The organism is Nocardia miyunensis NBRC 108239, assembly GCF_001613065.1.
In the GTDB taxonomy this organism is placed as follows: Bacteria; Actinomycetota; Actinomycetes; order Mycobacteriales; family Mycobacteriaceae; genus Nocardia; species Nocardia miyunensis.
Window position 1 is genome coordinate 39,776 of sequence record NZ_BDBQ01000044.1, and the last position, 16,667, is coordinate 56,442.

The following is a 16,667-nucleotide window of genomic DNA, read 5'->3' on the forward strand; positions in this document are numbered from 1 at the left end:
TGCTGGCCGAATCCTCCACTGCCCCAGGGAATATCGGGTGATCTCCCGATCCACCAGCCAGCGGCACGCGGCCGAATCCGCCAGGAGGACAACCGTGTCCACCGATCACATCATCGAGATGTGCACCGACATAACGCATTCCGCGCGCATGCGGAATTACTCGATGGGCGGGACGGACAACCACCGGCAAATGCGCGGAGTCTTCGAGGGTTTCGAACCGATCGAGCCGGGCCCGATCACGCATCGGCGCACGAGCCGACAGGGGTGCGGGAGAGCGCGGCACAAGGCGCGGTAGCGCGCGATCCTGATCCCGCGACCGGAAAAATCGAGTGACTCGGGCCGGGTGCGCTGGAATACTTTCGCGCGACCGATGAGTTGTGGGAATCGACCCCGTCCGTACTCATGTGGCATCACCGCCGGATCCCCGGCATCGGGCCACGCATCGTTCAACGCCCGTCAGCCGCTCCGGAGGTACCTGATGTCCGCCCAACTAGACGTTCGTCCAACGAAACGGCGGACGCCGGTCGTCATCCGGCTCCTGGTACTCGCGACCTTCGTGGTGATCCTGAACGAGACCATCATGATCAACGCGATCCCGCGCCTGATGACGGATCTGCACGTCACCGAGATCGCCGCGCAGTGGGTATCCACCGCGTTCATGCTGGCCATGGCGGCGATCATCCCGGTGACCGGCTGGTTCCTGCAACGGGTCAGCACGCGCCGGGCCTACGCCATCGCGATGAGCGTGTTCCTGGCCGGGACCGCGATCGCTGCGGTCTCGCCCTCCTTCGCATTCCTGCTGGTCGGACGCGTCGTCCAGGCGGGCGGCACCGCGGTGATGATGCCGCTGCTGATGACCACGCTGATGACGGTGGTGCACGAGCACGATCGCGGCCGGGTCATGGGCAATGTCACCCTCGCCATCTCCGTGGCGCCGGCGATGGGTCCGGTCATTTCCGGTCTGGTATTGCAGATCGCTTCCTGGCGTTGGCTTTTCGTGCTGGTGCTGCCGATCGCGGCGAGCGTCACGTGGCTGGGGCTGCGGAAGCTGGAGAACATCGGTGAACCGGAGACCGGTTCGATCGACTGGATCAGCGTGGTGTTCGCCGCGTTGGGATTCGGCGGTCTGGTGTACGGGCTGAGCCTGTTCGGGCAGGGCAGCGTCGCGGAACCGGTGCTGGTCGTGGTCGCCGGAATCGTGCTGATCAGCGCGTTCGCGTGGCGGCAGATCCGGTTGCAGCGCAACGGAACTCCGCTGCTGGATCTGCGCACGCTGAGGTACGGCGCGTACACCAAGGGCCTGATCCTGATGTCGGTCGCCTTCCTCGCGATGCTCGGCGCGACCATGCTGCTGCCGCTGTACCTGCAGAATCTGCGGCATCTGAGCCCGCTCGAAACCGGCCTGCTGGTCATGCCCGGCGGTCTGGCGATGGGCGTGCTCGGCCCGAGTATCGGGCGGCTGTTCGACCGATTCGGCGGACGCGTCCTGGTGATTCCCGGCTCGATCGGGATCACCGCCGCACTGTTCGGCCTGACGCAACTGTCGCTGAACACGCCGTATTGGGAGCTGCTGGCGCTGCACATCCTGCTGATGCTGTCGCTGGCCGCGGCCTTCACGCCGGTGTTCACGCTCAGCCTGGGTGCGCTGCCGCAGCATCTGTACTCGCACGGCAGTTCCATCCTCGGAACCTTGCAGCAGGTCGCGGCCGCTTTCGGCACGGCGCTGGTGATCACGGTGATGTCCAGCCGCGCGACCTCACTGATCGCGCAGGGCTCCGACCCGATCTCGGCCAACCTGGACGGGTTGCGGCTGGCATTCCTGGTATCGGCCGGGCTGTCCGTGCTGGTCATCGTCACGGCCGTGCTGCTGCCGAACCGTTCCAGCAATACCCCGCTGGAGGAGCTGGCCGAATCCGGGAGTGCCGCACCGGAACTGATCGAGGACTGATTCGGCCCGTTGTCCATGCGCAGCGCCCCAGGGGCACCGCGTGCGGTGAGCACCTTCTCGAGTTCGGCAACCAACCGCTCGACGGTAATCGAGCGTTCCACCCAGCATCCGGATCGGACGGGGTCTGCGCGACCGGCAACCGCCAATAGGTGAACCGATGCGGCCCGACAATCAGGTATGCGCTACTACTCCAGCCTGTTTGCCGAGGACTGTGACAGATGGGCCTGAACTTGCGATGGTGGTGTCATGACGTCAACGCGCTTGTGTATCAAGATGACTGACGGTCCGGAGTCGCTCCGCTCGCTACTCGAGTGGCTACGCGCTGAGGATGAACTGCGAGGTCGAGTGAGCCTCGAGCCTGTTTTCGACAAGACTGGTCACGAAATGGGCGGAATGGTCGACGTGCTGGCTGTTGCGCTCAGCTCGGGCGGGGCCGGGGCGGTACTTGCCGGCTCCTTGTCCACCTGGCTCACTCAGCGCCGCTCGGACGTGAAAATCACTGTGACCGACGCCGGTGGTCGCAGCATCGAACTGGACGCGCGGCGAGTTCCGGACGTGTCCGCATTAGTGCGTGATATCGGCAGGTTGATCGATACGACGGAGCACAGCGGTGAAGAGGTTCCCTGATCCAGTTCGATCTCGTGCTGTCTTGATCGGCGTCAGCGACTTTCCTGAGTCACCCGATCTTTCCCGCCTGCCCGCTGTTCGAGAGAACTTGGTGGGGCTATGGCATAGGCTGACCAATCCGGATACAGGCGTTCTAGAGAGCCAGAATTGCATAGTCGCCGATCCGATGTCGTCTGTGGCCGAGCTCGGCCATCTCATCGGCAAATCGGCGGGAGAAGCGTCGGATATGTTGCTGATCTACTATGCCGGACACGGTCTCCTCGACGATCGCGGCCGCCTTCATCTGGCGACGAGTCAGACACGAGCTGAGGCACCGAAATACAGTGCGCTGGCCGTAGATCTGCTGCGTGAGGATGTCGGCAACAGCGCGGCCAGGGCCAGGGTGCTGATTCTTGACTGCTGTTTCTCAGGGCGGGCCATCGAGACGATGAGTGATCAACAGGGACTGTTCAGCGAGCAGGTCACAATCGCGGGCACATATACGATGACGTCGACTACCGCCAATTCTCCCTCCTATTCGCTTGCCGGGCACAAATATACGGCGTTCACTGGCGCGCTGCTGACTGCTTTGGACAACCCGGAACCACTGAAGCTGAACGACATCTACCTTGCCGTCGCTGAGGACTTGCGATCCCGGGGCTTGCCCCGCCCCCAACAACGGGCAACCGACACCGCGGGCGCCCTGGCGCTGTCCCGAGGGCGTGTGGATCCCCTTCCGCCCACTGATCCCTTACCTGATGAGGTGCGCTTCGGTCCCGGGCAAACGGCGGCAATTCGAGAGAAGGGACTTCAGGTAATGCGTCGCGCTCGTGCGTTCACGACCGCGATGTCCCTTGGTTTATACGCGTTTTTTGCCGTCGCCAACCATGATCCTGGCTGGATTTGGCAAGGAGTGCCGGTAGCGCTGGTACTCTATTCCGTCACTACACTCTTCTTTCATGCAAATAGACGAGTCGGAGCCAAAGATCCAACTTTGATTATCGACCGGACCGGCCTCACCATGACGTGGAGCAAAAGCGCACTGCGGCCCGAGGGACGCTCATTCTTCCCCTGGAAGGACATTTCTCACGTGGGTGTCGTCCGGCCGCTACCAGGTACTGTGAACCCGAAACTAAAAGAGATCCACGATGCCAACCACGCTTTGATCGTGCGGTTGCGTCCCGAGGTTCCTGATCTCCCGGGCGAAACTCATTTCCATATCTCCAGCGAGTTGAGCAAACTCGGCTATCACACAATAATTTCCCGAATCGGAGCATTCGGCGCTACCAAAAAAGAGCTTTTGGCCGCGCTCGACCGATTCGCCGGAGAGCGGGTAGTGCACAGCGAGAGAGAATTTCTAGCGCGAGATCCCAGACTACGCCCGGATATTCTCTGATGCGTTCACGGCCACCAGCTCGCCGTGCGTCCAGTTGGTACGCCCGTTAGCTCGTCGAGGGTTGCCAGGCGGTGGGGCCTGTCCGGAGGGAAACGTTCATAGAGGCTTCCAGGGCGAGGTCTACGCGAGATGCCCTTGCCCTGAACCGCGGCTGGATCAGAACCATATTCTCTGTATATGAGAACCCTGCTCTATCATGGAGGGGTGTCCACTTCAGACGTCGAACCGGGTTCGACCATTCCCGAACTGCTTCGGCGTTGTGTGCGTGAGGTCGGACCCGAGCCGTATGTGGTGACCACCGACGATCGGCTCACCTACGCCGACGCCGACCGACGTTCCGCCGAGATCGCGCGGCGCCTGCTGCACAAAGGGTTGGGTAAGGGCGCTCGGGTCGGGTTGTTCTTCACGAATGGTCCCGAATGGGTGACGTGGTGGCTCGCGGTCAGCCGGATCGGTGCGGTCGCGGTGCCGCTGAGCACGATGTACGCCCCGGCCGAGATTCGGAAGGTGTTGCGGCTGGCGGATATTCAGCTGTTCGTCGCACCGGGGCGGGTACTCACCACCGATACCGGCGATACGTTCGAGGCGGCGCTGCCCGGACTGACCGCCTCGACGGCGGGCGCGCTGCAACTGCCCGAGACGCCGTATCTGCGGGAGATTGTCCTGACCGGAGCGCCCGGCCGCGACTGGGCGACCGGATGGAGTGCGGATCTGCCCGCGGTGTCGCCGGAGATACTCACCGCGGTCGAGAACGAGGTGTCACCGGCGGATCCCGCGATCATGATCCACACCTCCGGATCCACCGCCGATCCCAAGGGCGTGCTGCACACGCACGGGACGCTGGTCCGGCAGACCAGCACCTGGCCCGCGGCGATCCGGCACATCACGCAGACGCCGGGCACGCCGCGCATCCTGTGCGCGATGCCGATGTTCTGGATCGGCGGCGTCCTGGCCGCGACGGGGGCGTTGCACGAACCGGTCACGCTGCTGGTGCTGCCTCGGCTCGATCCCGGGCCCGGACTGGATCTCATCGAACGCGAACGCGCCGTCGGGGTGATCGGCTGGCCCGCGTTCACCCAGCGGCTGCGCGAACATCCCACCTTCGGCGAGCGCGATCTGTCCAGTGCGCCCATGCTGCGGGACGGACCGCTCGATATCGCGATGGCCGGTGTGCCGGAACAGTTTCCGGTGCATCGCAGCCTGACCGAGACGGCGGGGAGTTTCGCGTACACCGAGATTCGCATCATCGGATCGGACGGCGCCCAGACGCCCGACGGGGACGTCGGCGAACTGCTCATCCGTGGCGTCGGGGTGATGGCCGGATACAACAAGCGCGAACGCGCCGAGGTCTTCGACCCTGACGGCTGGTACCACACCGGCGATCTGGTCTACCGCATCACCGGCGACCCCCGCCTGTTCTACGTCGGCCGCACCAGCGAACTGATCAAGTCGGCGGGCGCGAACGTATCTCCTCGCGAGGTCGAGGCCGTCGTCGAATCCTTCGATGACGTACGGCAGTGCATCGTCCTGGGCGTCGAGGACCCGACCCGCGGCGAACAGGTCTGTGCCGTCGTCATCCCGGCCGCACCCGATATCGACCTGGATTCCCTGCGCACCCGCACCCGCGAACAGCTGTCCGCGTACAAGGTGCCCACCCGCTGGTTCGTCACGCCGAGCGACCGCATCCCCACCCTGCCGTCGGGCAAGCTCGACCGGCGGCGGTTACGCGCGCTGATCGTCGAGGACGCCCTCACCTGAGCGCCGCCGAATCCGTTCCGCGGCAAGCCTCATGCCCATCCGATCGACGTCTCGATCCCGGCTGGGGCGCGACGACCTGGCGGTGATCCTGCTCGACCGGCCCGTCGAGGGGGTGCCCGTCCTGCCGACCGCGTCGAGCCGCCCGTCTCCCGGTACAGCGATTTCGACTTTCGCACATGACAATACGGGTAAGGCCGTCGACTTCGAGGGTCCCGGCTATCGCGACGACACGTTGCACCGGGGCGATCTCACGGTCATATCCCACGCCGACCGCGTGTCAGGGTGCGGATTGCACGTTTCCGAGCGTTATCGGCGGAACGTATGCGCCCACGACGGTGCGGTGCCACCATGATCGCTCGCGCAGCAGTTCGCCGGGGGTGGTGAATCGGTAGAGGTAGAGCTGCGCTCGCAGGAAGTGCGGCGGGGATTCGGGGAACGGATTGTGGCGGATCAATCGCAGGGTCGCCCGATCGTTGCGCAACAACCGAAACATCAACGGGCCCAACCACGGCTGCGAATAATCAGGAGAGAGGGCGGCGAACCACATGAGCCAATCCAGGCGCAGGTGATAGGGCGCCCACTGTCTGGGCAGCCGGTGCGGATCGCCGGGCTTGCCTCTGAATTCGTATTCCTTCCACGCCGTCCGCTCCGTGATGTGCGGCTCGTCGGTGCCCTCGATGACGACCTCGAAACGTGTCCGTCCGATTCTGCCGAAGGCCCCGTAGGTATTGACCAGTCGGTACGGGTTGAAGGACATGTTCATGCGCTGGTGGCTGGAAACCAGATTGCGCGCCGGCCAAAAGCTCAGCACCGCCACCAGAGTGGTGAGCGCGATGACCAGGACCATGAACCAGGGCGGCGCCGGCGGTAGTACTGGTGAGCGGGGAATCGGCAGCACCGAGGCCGCGGCCGAATCGGTGATCGCGCTCGCGGCCAACAGGATGGTCAGCCAGTTCAGCCAGGCGAAATTACCCGACAGCACGAGCCAGAGTTGCGTCACGACGACGATCGCGCCGGCGGCGGAGGCGATCGGCTGCGGAGCGAACAGTCCGAAAGGCACGACGAGCTGGGCGATGTGATTGGCCGCCACCTCGAGCCGGTGCAACGGTTTGGGCAGGTGATGGAAGAACCAGCTCAGCGGGCCCGGCATCGGCTGGGTCTCGTGGTGGTAATACAGGCAGGTCAAGTTGCGCCAGCACGGGTCACCGCGCAGCTTGATCAGTCCCGCGCCGAACTCGACCCGGAACAGTAGCCACCGCGCCAGCCACAGCACCAGCACCGGGGGCGCCACCCGGTCGTTGCCGAGGAAGATCGCCAGGAACCCGGCCTCCAGCAGCAGGGACTCCCAGCCGAACGCGTACCACACCTGACCGACATTGACGATCGACAGGTACAGCGCCCACAGCACCAACCAGATCGCCATCGCCGCCCCCAGCGGCACCAGATCGGCGAGTCCGGCGCAGACCGCCGCCGCCAGCGCCGCCCCGAACCAGGCCACGACGGCGAAGAACCGGTCGGAATAGTGCAGCTGGAAAACACTCGGAACCTGCCCGAACGATCGCCGAGCCAGAAATCGCGGCACCGGCAGCATCCCGTTGGCGCCGATCAACGCCCGGAATTGCCTGGCAGCCGCCACGAAAGCGAGCAGGTAGACGGCCGCGGTACCCCGCTCGAGTATCTGCCGGCCGAACCAGTATTCGGGTGCGTCGAACCATCCCATGCCCGTCGCTCCTCGGACGCTGGACGTTCGATCTCCATTGTGGCACCCGAGCCGCGGCCCGAAAACGGCCGATCAGGGCACGGCATCCCCTCCGGTCCCGATCGCGACGCGGATCCGGTCGACGAGGTCGTTCAGCCGCCGCTGATGCGAACCCGCCCAGTAGATCCGGCCGCAGTCCCGGCACTGCCTGAAGGTGTCGTAGTAGTCGCGGGTGAGTGGTTCGAGTCTGTCGATGACGTCCTGTTTCGCCACGTCGACGATGACACCGCCGCAGCGCAGGCAGCGACTGAACGGCATCAGCCGATCAGCCAGATCGAGTCGGCGGATCACCTCGACGATCTGCTCGAAGGACCGATTCGACCGCACGAGCACACCGTGAGTTACGTTGCGTCGCTTGAGAAGTCCGCGATCACGGGTGAGTATGATCCGTCCCTCGGCCGCGGCGGCCTCGGCCAGCGCTGTGTCGTCGGCATCCCACGGGCATCGGGCGTCGAGTCCCATCAACCGCATGAGCCGGGCGAGCCCGCCGAGATTGACGTCCACGATGAAGCGCGGATCGCGCAGCGGGCGGGGACGGACCCGAGTCAGCAGCCCGATATCCAGTGTCTCGAACACCGGGTAGGCGGCGAGCCGATCGCCGGGCCGCGGGTGGTGGCCGAAATCGACGGATTCGCCGTTCACCAGCATGAGGTCGACCTCGGTGTGCGGGATGCCGGCGGCCTCGATGATGTCCTTCACGGTCTGGTGCGGACGGATCGGCCGCAGCTGTGACCTGCTCCGCGCCGCCACGGGCACGAAATCGTTCAGCTCGGCATACACCCGCAGTTCGACACTCGGGGCCACAGGACCATTGTGGAACGGGTGGCGGCCGGGCCGCGCCTACTCCCCGGCACTTCTCGAACTCCTCAGCGGGAACAACCGGACCCCAGCCGTTACGGCCGCATCGCGCATGCGGTGGACCCAGCGGACTCGTCGGCGACACACAACCGATTACGCCGATCGAGGAATATCGGACATCGGCTTACTCGAATTGATTGCCGTGACTACACGGCGACACGAGCGCGCCCACCTCGACCCATCGAACAAATATTCGCAAACCCGAGATCAATACGGCCGTTTCATGTGACTTAATACCCTAGCGCTCCGCATCGGGCCCGGTCGACAGGCCGAGGCGTTCTCGCTACGCCATTGCCGCCCAACGGCTTTGATTACAGTTCGAAAGCGCCTTCTTGGCTGTCAACTACCCCTTTGATAAAGTCGCTCCGCATAGCGCCCCCCACTACGGATACTCCCGGGTAGCTTCGTCCGAACAAAGGATGTTGGCTTATGAGAGCGTTTCTCGCAGGTGTGGTCACGGTTCTTCTCGGTTGTGCACTATTGGGCAATCAGCCCGCCCAGGCGGACGCGCCCCCGAATGGCAGGCCGGCGACGCCTCCGGCATCGGGTAATTTCCTGCCCACACCGGTACAGCAGTGGATCGACAGTCACATCACGCCGCCGCCACTGACCGCGGCCGGTGACCGGCAGACGGCATTGTGGCGTGCGACGTTGTCGCCGCCGACCGGGGATCCGGCTTTCGATGTCTGGCCCGCGAATCTCGCCGCCCTGCATCCCGGGCAAATCGTCGAATCACGCGACGTGACGGCGACGGCCGCCCAGCGAATGACGACCCCGATCCGGCGTGCGATGTTGTTGAAATTCCGTTCCACCTCGGCGACGGGAACACCGTCCTTCGGCACCGCGACATTGCTCATTCCAGCGGCGCAGTGGAACGGTCCGGGAGCCCGCCCGGTCGAGGTGAACGCGTTGCCGATCAACGCACTCGGGTCGCACTGCACCCCGGGTTATCAACTGTCACACGGCCTACTCGACAGGCCCAACACCGATCTCGCCTGGTTCGTGCCGGCCATCTGGTCGGCCCTGAGTCTGGGGCACGCGGTTCTGCTGCCCGATCACGAGGGCCCGCTGATGGCATATGCCGAGCCGAATGTGGCCGCGCACATGATGCTCGATTCCATTCGCGCAGTGCGGAACTTCATGCCGGCCGAGTTCGGCGCCAGTCGCTATGTGGCCACCGGCTATTCGGGCGGAGCGATCGCCTCGTACGCGGCCGCGATGCTGCAACGCGAGTACGCGCCCGACCTGACGAATGTTCTGGTCGGGGCCGCGACGGGTGGACTGGCCAGCGATTATTGGGACATCGCCCACCGCTTCAACGGCGGGATCGCGTCCGGCATCCTGCTTGCGGTGTCGCTGGCGCTCGCTCGTGAACATCCGGAGATGCTCCAGTACACGAACCATCTCGGGCAGTGGGTGGCGACCTCATCGGTGCGGGACGTGTGCGGTGATGCCGATGGGCCGCTGGGCGTGGTCGGGATCCCGATGGACGGCATGACCAACGTCAGCAACTCGATCGACACCCCGATGGCCGCAAACCTTTACAGGCAAATGGATCTGAGCAATCGGACGTCGGGGGTACCGCTGTACGTCTACCACGGTTCGTGGGATCCCTGGATTCCCATCCAGGACGTTCAGCGGATGTACGGCCAACAATGCGGCCGTGGTGTTCCGGCGATCTTCCGCGTCGTGCCGGGCGAACACCTGACCAGCTACGCCACCAGCTCCGCCGGACTCGGCGACTGGGTCAACCAACGGCTGAAGGGCATACCGGCGCCGAGCGAATGCCCTGCGCGGCGTTGAGGTCTCTACGAAAGTAACCGGTTCCGGCACACCGGGATTCCGATCGAATTCCGGTGGCCGCCGGAGCGCAACCGTTTTCAACAGCAAGCATTCAATTGAATCTTTCTCGATTGGATGAAGGAAACGGCCATGACGGTTTTCAGACCTTCCCAGGCGCGCGATCATAAACGCTACCTGTGGATTCTGAGTTCATTAGCACCCGCAGGCGCTCTACTACCTGGGCAACTGGTGAGCCTCACGGGGCTCGGCCTCTTCTGGTGGATCGGCCCGATCGCCGTGCTCGGCGTGATTCCGCTGCTGGACGTGGCGATGGGAATCGATGGGAGAAACCTGCGCGACGAGGACTACGAGGCATTGTCCAACGATCATTATTACCGTTGGTGCACCTATGCCTTCCTGCCGATCCAGTTCATCGGATTGGTCATCGCGGGATTCATGTGGTCCAGTCCCGAGCTGGATCTCGTCGACAAGCTGGGGCTGGCCGTGACCATGGGCTTCGTTTCCGGCATCGGCATCAACGCGGCGCACGAACTCGGCCACCGGGCCGAACATCTCGAACGCTGGCTGGCGAAAATCGCGTTGGCGCAATCCTGGTACGGACATTTCTTCGTCGAGCACAACCGCGGCCACCATATCCGCGTCGCCACGCCCGAGGACCCGGCGAGCGCCCGATTCGGCGAGTCGCTCTGGGTTTTCCTGCCCCGCAGTACCTTACAGGGATTCCGCTCGGCGCTCGAGCTGGAACGAGAACGCCTGGCCCGCAAGAGGAAAAGGTGGTTCAGCCGGGACAACCATCTGCTGCAGGCATGGTCGATGAGCGCCGCGTTGTTCCTCGCGATGACCTTCGCCTACGGGTACGTGATCATTCCATTTCTGTTGGTGCAGGCCGTGATCGGCATCGGATTGCTCGAAACGGTGAACTACATCGAGCACTACGGTCTGCTACGCGCGCGTCGAGCGGATGGCCGATACCAGCGGTGTACGCCGCGCGACAGCTGGAACAGCGACAGTCTCGTCACCAATGTCTTCCTGTTCCACCTCCAACGCCACAGCGACCACCACGCCAACCCCGGCCGCCGCTACCAAACGCTGCGCAGCTGCGAAGAGGCCCCCCAACTCCCCTTCGGCTACGCCACCATGATCCTGCTCGCCCTGATCCCCCCACTGTGGCGCACAGTGATGGACCCCCGGGTACTCGCCCACTACAACGGCGACATCACACTCGTGAACAGGGGTCCGTGAGCACCACGTCGGTCACCAGAACCGAGATGATCATCTGAATCCCGCCCTCGGCGGGTGATTCCAGCGAGATTCCGGATCTTCAGTGCGATGCGGGTAACAGCTCGGCCATGCTGCGGATTACTGCTGCAGGTTGATACCGAGTGAAGTCGTCGGCCTTGCCGGGCTTGTTCGCGAAGGCCACGACCGGGACGTGGGCGGCGTGGGCGGCCTGGAGGTCGGTGATCGAATCACCCACGAACACACAGTCACTGGACAGTACGGCGAGTTGGTCGACGGCCTCCTCGAGGAGGAAGGGCGAGGGCTTCAGCTTCGTGAGGTTGGTGGCGGTCCTGCCGAAGATGCCGCTTACGAACGGTCGCAGGCCGTGCTGGGTGAGATAGGCGTCGATGGCGGTGACAGAATTGTTGCTGACGATAGCGATGATCCGGGAATTCATTGCGGTATAACGGATTACCTCATCAGCATGTGGAGTAGGCCTCGCTTTCCGGGCCGCGGCGAGCTCGAATTCGGTGAAGCACCGTTCGAGCCTCGCCGTCGTCGAATAGTCGTAAGTCGTTGCGGCGTACTGGAGTACGAAAAACGGATCACGGGTGGTGCGCAACTCGTCCGGAAGCGGTGCGGGCAATTCGGCAACAAGCTCGGCTACGGCTGCGCGGTCGGTGAGATCCGAGAACACCGCGCATACCGGGCCGTCGAAATCGAGCAGCAGACACCGGTGAGCCTGGGCGATGGCAGATCCGTCGATCATGAGAGGCCCCCTGTCAGCTTCCCAATTGTGCCAGAGGGGCATCAACCGAGCCTCGGTCGTCCAGCATCGCGCGTTCGCACTGCGCTACGGCGCGGACGAGTCAACAGCCAACATCCAGTTGTTGATCGTGGACGGACTATTGACCGTTACCTGATCCTGGTCCGGACTCGTGTGGCCGCCTGGCATGAACGACGAGCATGCTAAGTGAGTCTGCGGAGGGAAACAGCTGTTGTGCGCAGCGTGCACAGAATGCTGGCCGATCGGGAGAATATTCGTATTGTCTGGCAGTCATGCCTGTTCCCGAGTTTGCGCGCGGCTATACCGACTTCGCCGGTGAAATCGGTCGTACCACTGCCGATTCCACTCCGCGGTGGGAGTATCCGCCCGAGGCCCCATCCAGTGCACCGAACATTATCGTGGTGCTGGTCGACGACATGGGCTACAGCGATATCGGGCCGTTCGGTGCGGAGATCGAGACACCGACCCTGGATCGATTGGCCGCGAAGGGAATTCGGCTGACCAACTACCACACCACGCCGCTGTGCTCTCCGTCGCGGGCTGCGCTGTTGACCGGGATCAACTCGCACCGGGCAGGTTTCGGCTTCGTGGCGAATGCCGATCCCGGATATCCGGGATTGCGGCTGGAACTGGCCGACGACGTACTCACGCTGCCGGAGATCCTGCGGCACAACGGTTATGCCACCTATGCGGTCGGCAAATGGCATCTGGTACGGGATGCGACGATGAACCCAGCGGCGCATCGGGATTCGTGGCCGATCCAGCGCGGTTTCGACCGGTACTACGGTTCGCTGGAGGGATTCAATTCCTACTTCTACCCGAACCAGATCGTCTCGGACAATTCCGTGGTCGACGTCGAAGAGTATCCGGACGACTATTACGTGACCGACGATCTCACCGACAAAGCGATCTCCTACCTGAAGGATCTGCGGGCACACGACGCCACCAAGCCGTTCTTCCTCTATTTCGCTCATGTGGCGCTGCACGGCCCGCTGCAGGCCAAGGACGTCGATCTGGCGAAGTATCGTGGTCGCTACGCCGAGGGCTGGGATCGATTGCGGCAGAACAGATTCGCAGCGCAGAAAGCACAGGGACTGTTCCCCGAGGGCGCGCGCCAGAGAACGCGAAATACCGAACCGGGATACGATGCGCGGGAGTGGGATTCGCTCACACCACAGGAGCAGCGACGGTTCGCCCGGTACATGGAGGTGTACGCGGCGATGGTCGACAACATCGACCAGAGCCTGGGCCGGTTGCTCGACACGGTGGAACAGCTCGGCGAACTCGACGACACCATCGTCGTATTCACCTCCGACAACGGCGGCACAGCCGAGGGCGGCCCGGACGGAACCCGTAGCTACCTGGCGGAATTCGCGCACATCGACGACCCGGACTGGGTCGGCGACGTCCCGCACGACGAAGAACTGATCGGCACCGCGCGACTGGGGGTGCACTATCCGCGCGGCTGGGGCCAGGCGTCCAATACTCCGTTCCGGTTCTACAAGGGGCAAACCTTCGCCGGTGGCGTGCGGGTGCCGTTCGTGGTGTCCTGGCCGAAAGGACTCCCCGCAGGCGAGATCCGGCACGAGTACGCCTACGTGACCGATCTTGCGCCGACACTGCTGGAGCTGGCCGGGCTACAGCGGCCGACGGTACGTCACGGCCTGCCCGCCAAGGACTTCGACGGTGTCTCGGCCGCGACGGTGCTGCTCGACGGACAGGCGAAATCCCGGCACGTCGAGCAATATTCGGAGATGACCGGGCACCGCGGTTTCTACCGGGACGGCTGGAAACTGTTGGCGCTGCACGAACCTGGCGCCGATGTCGACGACCCGCGGTGGCAATTGTTCGATGTGCGCACCGATCCGACCGAGCTGCACGACATTTCGTCGCAGTTCCCGGACAAGGTGGCCGAACTCGCCGACGCCTGGGACGAGGCCGCCTGGCGCAACACGGTATTCCCGCTGCTCACCCGCTCGGACCTGGCGCTGCGACGCCCCGAAGAGGCACGGCTGTCCGAACCACTGCGCCTGCTGCCCGGCACACCGACGCTCGAGCGCTACCGCTCGCAACGACTCATCGCCTACCGCGACTTCACGATCACCGTGGAACTGGCCGGTTACCGCACCGGAGACGAGGGAGTGCTGGTCGCGCACGGCGACCCACAAGGCGGATACCTGCTCTATATCGAAGACGGCCGAGTGGTGTTCGGGTTCAACGGCTACGGTCGCTACGCCACAACCGCGGCCCGGATTCTCCCCGATGCGCAATCGATCACACTCTCGGCGCAGGTACGGCCGAGGCTGCGCTGGGACTTCACGATCGGTATCGATGGGCACCGGGCCGCCGAGCTGCCCGACCAGGTACAGCTGGCAGGCATGTCGCCGTGGACCGGTATCTCCGTCGGCGTCGACGCCCGCGGCCCCGTCGCGTGGGAGCTGCGAGCACGCCGCGGCCCGTTCCGCTACAGCGGCGAACTACGCGCCGTCACATACACCCCGGGCCCGGTTCGGGTACCTGCGGGAATCGCGCAGGCGGTCGAGGCGGCGGCCGAGCTGGTGGGCGAGTAGAGACGGCCGCGAAAACCCGGACAACCCGATCTACCTGCGGTGTCGTAGTGCCCCCGGTCGGGCTCGAACCGACACTGGGCGGATTTTAAGTCCGCTGCCTCTGCCAATTGGGCTACGGGGGCGACCCGGTTAGCGTACCGAAGTCGTACGTCCGTCTCGGAATTCTGCGCAGGTTCGGTGGTGTGGAGTTAGTGAACTCCTTCCATCAGGCGGCTGATGCGGGGGGCCAAGAGGTAGACGACCAGGCCGACGACGATGGTGACCAGGCCGATGATGCCGAAATAGGCGACCTCGTGGTGCGGACTGTAGTAGTCGGACAGCACACCGGACATGGAAGTGCCGATACCCACGGAGAAGAAATACAGGGCCATCATCTGGGCGCGGAACGCCTCGGGCGCGAGTTGCGTGGTCACGGCCAGGCCGATCGGGGACAGCATCAGCTCCGAGATGGCGAAGGCGCCGAGGATGAAGAAGACCAGCAGCGCGGGCACCGTCTTGCCCTCGAATCCGGACAGCAGCACGAACAGCATGAACGCCACGCCCATCCCGATCACGCCGTAGGCGAATTTGCGCGGCGTGGTCGGAGCGCGGTTGCCCAGCCGCGTCCACATGAGCGCGAACAGGGGTGACAGGGCGATGACCCAGACCGGCTCCTCCGAGCCGATCCAGTTCGACGGCGCGGTCCAGCCGAAGACCGACCAGTTCATCCGCTCGTCCGAATAGACCGCGAGCACCGTGAAGATCTGCTGGAACAACGACCAGAAAACGGCGTTGGCGATGAACAGCGGAATGAACGCACGCACCCGGACCCGTTCGAGCGGGGTGACCTTCGAGCTGGTCAGCATCAGATAGAAGTAGACGATCGATGCGGCGGCGATGACACCGGTGATCCACCACGCGAGGGCGGACAACTTCACCAGTCCGGTCACGCCGGCGATCGCGACCACCACGACGACCACGACGACGAACCCGATCACCATCGGAATCTGATTGCGCGGCAACGGGTTCGGGACGATACGCCCGTGCGTGCCCAGATTCCGCCGGAATACCACGTACTGAATCAACCCCAGGGCCATACCGATCGCCGCCGCGCCGAAACCGTAGTGGAATCCCAGATCGGTCTGCAGGACACCGGTGATCAGTGGGCCGATGAACGCGCCGAGGTTGACGCCGAGATAGAACAGCGTGAATCCGCCGTCGCAGCGGGGGTCGCCCTTCTCGTACAGGGTGCCGAGCAGTGAGGACGCATTCGCCTTCAACGCGCCGCTGCCGAGCGCGACCAGCGTCAAACCCGCACCCACCCCGGCCAATCCTGGCAGTACGGCCAGCGCGATATGCCCGGCCATGACGACCACGCCGCCGTAGAAGACCGTGCGTTCCATGCCCAGCACCCGGTCGGCCAGCCAACCGCCCAGCACGGTGGACAGGTACACCACACCGCCGTAGGCGCCGACGATGCCTGTCGCAGTGGTCTTCTCGAGCCCCAGCCCGCCCTCGGTCAGCGAGTAGTACAGGTAGTAACCCAGGATCGTGACCATGCCGTAGAACGAGAAACGCTCCCACAGCTCGACCCCGAACAGATTCACCAATCCGATCGGATGTCCGAACACGGTGCGTTCGGATACCCGTTCGGGCTGGTCGTCCACCTCCGTCATGCATTCGACCTTTCCATGACACGCAATTTTCCAGCAACCAGGGTGGCGGTTGCGTCGCACGATGCGAACCGGTCGCCGGCTCGCCGCCGAGGGAAGAGTAGTCAGTTCGTCGGGTTCGTGACGAAATTTACGACCAAGATGATCAGGCTATGAGCATTCTGCTCGCATGAGCGAAGCCATCAGGTGGTACGACTGAACATTTTGCACCCTCTCAATGGCATATGTGAGCGCTCACAGATGACCGTTCCGTCCGGCGATGAACGATTACGACTGGCTCGTCGCTTCGACTGAGGCACGGCCGGGAAA

11 protein-coding genes and 1 tRNA gene are annotated in these 16,667 nt (G+C 64.0%); 7 read left to right on the forward strand and 5 right to left on the reverse strand.

Annotation, left to right across the window (positions count from 1 at the left end; all coding sequences use genetic code 11):
- Nucleotides 1–478: 478 nt before the first annotated feature.
- The 4 genes from NM2_RS18785 (at nt 479) to NM2_RS18795 (ending at nt 5,708) form a co-directional block, all read left to right on the forward strand.
- Entirely contained in the window at nt 479–1,948 is a 1,470-nt protein-coding gene (locus NM2_RS18785) for an MDR family MFS transporter (RefSeq protein ID WP_067670340.1), read from the forward strand.
- A 273-nt stretch (nt 1,949–2,221) separates the two neighbouring features.
- Nucleotides 2,222–2,575, forward strand: a complete 354-nt coding sequence (locus NM2_RS18790; RefSeq protein ID WP_157121168.1) for an effector-associated constant component EACC1 — start codon at nt 2,222–2,224, stop codon at nt 2,573–2,575.
- A 22-nt stretch (nt 2,576–2,597) separates the two neighbouring features.
- On the forward strand, nt 2,598–3,950 hold the full coding sequence (locus NM2_RS49115) for a caspase family protein (RefSeq protein ID WP_169816193.1): 1,353 nt from the start codon (nt 2,598–2,600) through the stop codon (nt 3,948–3,950).
- Between the two features lie 204 nt (nt 3,951–4,154).
- Nucleotides 4,155–5,708 carry a class I adenylate-forming enzyme family protein gene (locus tag NM2_RS18795; protein ID WP_245718104.1) on the forward strand — a complete coding sequence of 518 codons (1,554 nt, stop codon included), beginning with the start codon at nt 4,155–4,157 and terminating at the stop codon, nt 5,706–5,708.
- Nucleotides 5,709–5,985: 277 nt separating this feature from the next.
- Here the strand turns inward: NM2_RS18795 and NM2_RS18800 are convergent, their stop codons facing one another.
- Entirely contained in the window at nt 5,986–7,428 is a 1,443-nt protein-coding gene (locus tag NM2_RS18800; protein ID WP_067670345.1) for a lipase maturation factor family protein, read from the reverse strand.
- A 72-nt stretch (nt 7,429–7,500) separates the two neighbouring features.
- The gene (locus NM2_RS18805; RefSeq protein ID WP_067670347.1) at nt 7,501–8,271 is read right to left on the reverse strand and encodes a Mut7-C RNAse domain-containing protein; all 771 of its coding nucleotides are present in this window, start codon (nt 8,269–8,271) and stop codon (nt 7,501–7,503) included.
- A gap of 483 nt (nt 8,272–8,754) precedes the next feature.
- Here NM2_RS18805 and NM2_RS18810 point away from each other — a divergent pair, with 483 nt between their 5' ends.
- Together NM2_RS18810 and NM2_RS18815 are read left to right on the forward strand one after the other, a co-directional pair.
- On the forward strand, nt 8,755–10,128 hold the full coding sequence (locus NM2_RS18810; RefSeq protein WP_084531237.1) for a lipase family protein: 1,374 nt from the start codon (nt 8,755–8,757) through the stop codon (nt 10,126–10,128).
- A 129-nt stretch (nt 10,129–10,257) separates the two neighbouring features.
- Nucleotides 10,258–11,370 (forward strand): alkane 1-monooxygenase, encoded by a 1,113-nt coding sequence (locus NM2_RS18815; protein ID WP_067670541.1) that lies wholly within the window; start codon nt 10,258–10,260, stop codon nt 11,368–11,370.
- A 79-nt stretch (nt 11,371–11,449) separates the two neighbouring features.
- Here the strand turns inward: NM2_RS18815 and NM2_RS18820 are convergent, their stop codons facing one another.
- Entirely contained in the window at nt 11,450–12,118 is a 669-nt protein-coding gene (locus NM2_RS18820; protein ID WP_067670349.1) for an HAD family hydrolase, read from the reverse strand.
- Between the two features lie 290 nt (nt 12,119–12,408).
- Between NM2_RS18820 and NM2_RS18825 the strand changes: the two genes are divergently transcribed.
- Complete coding sequence (locus tag NM2_RS18825) at nt 12,409–14,706, forward strand: arylsulfatase (protein ID WP_067670351.1); 2,298 nt, start codon at nt 12,409–12,411, stop codon at nt 14,704–14,706.
- 48 nt (nt 14,707–14,754) lie between these two features.
- Here the strand turns inward: NM2_RS18825 and NM2_RS18830 are convergent.
- Nucleotides 14,755–14,828, reverse strand: a tRNA-Leu gene (locus NM2_RS18830).
- A 66-nt stretch (nt 14,829–14,894) separates the two neighbouring features.
- Nucleotides 14,895–16,361, reverse strand: a complete 1,467-nt coding sequence (locus tag NM2_RS18835) for a peptide MFS transporter (protein ID WP_067670356.1) — start codon at nt 16,359–16,361, stop codon at nt 14,895–14,897.
- Nucleotides 16,362–16,667: the final 306 nt, after the last annotated feature.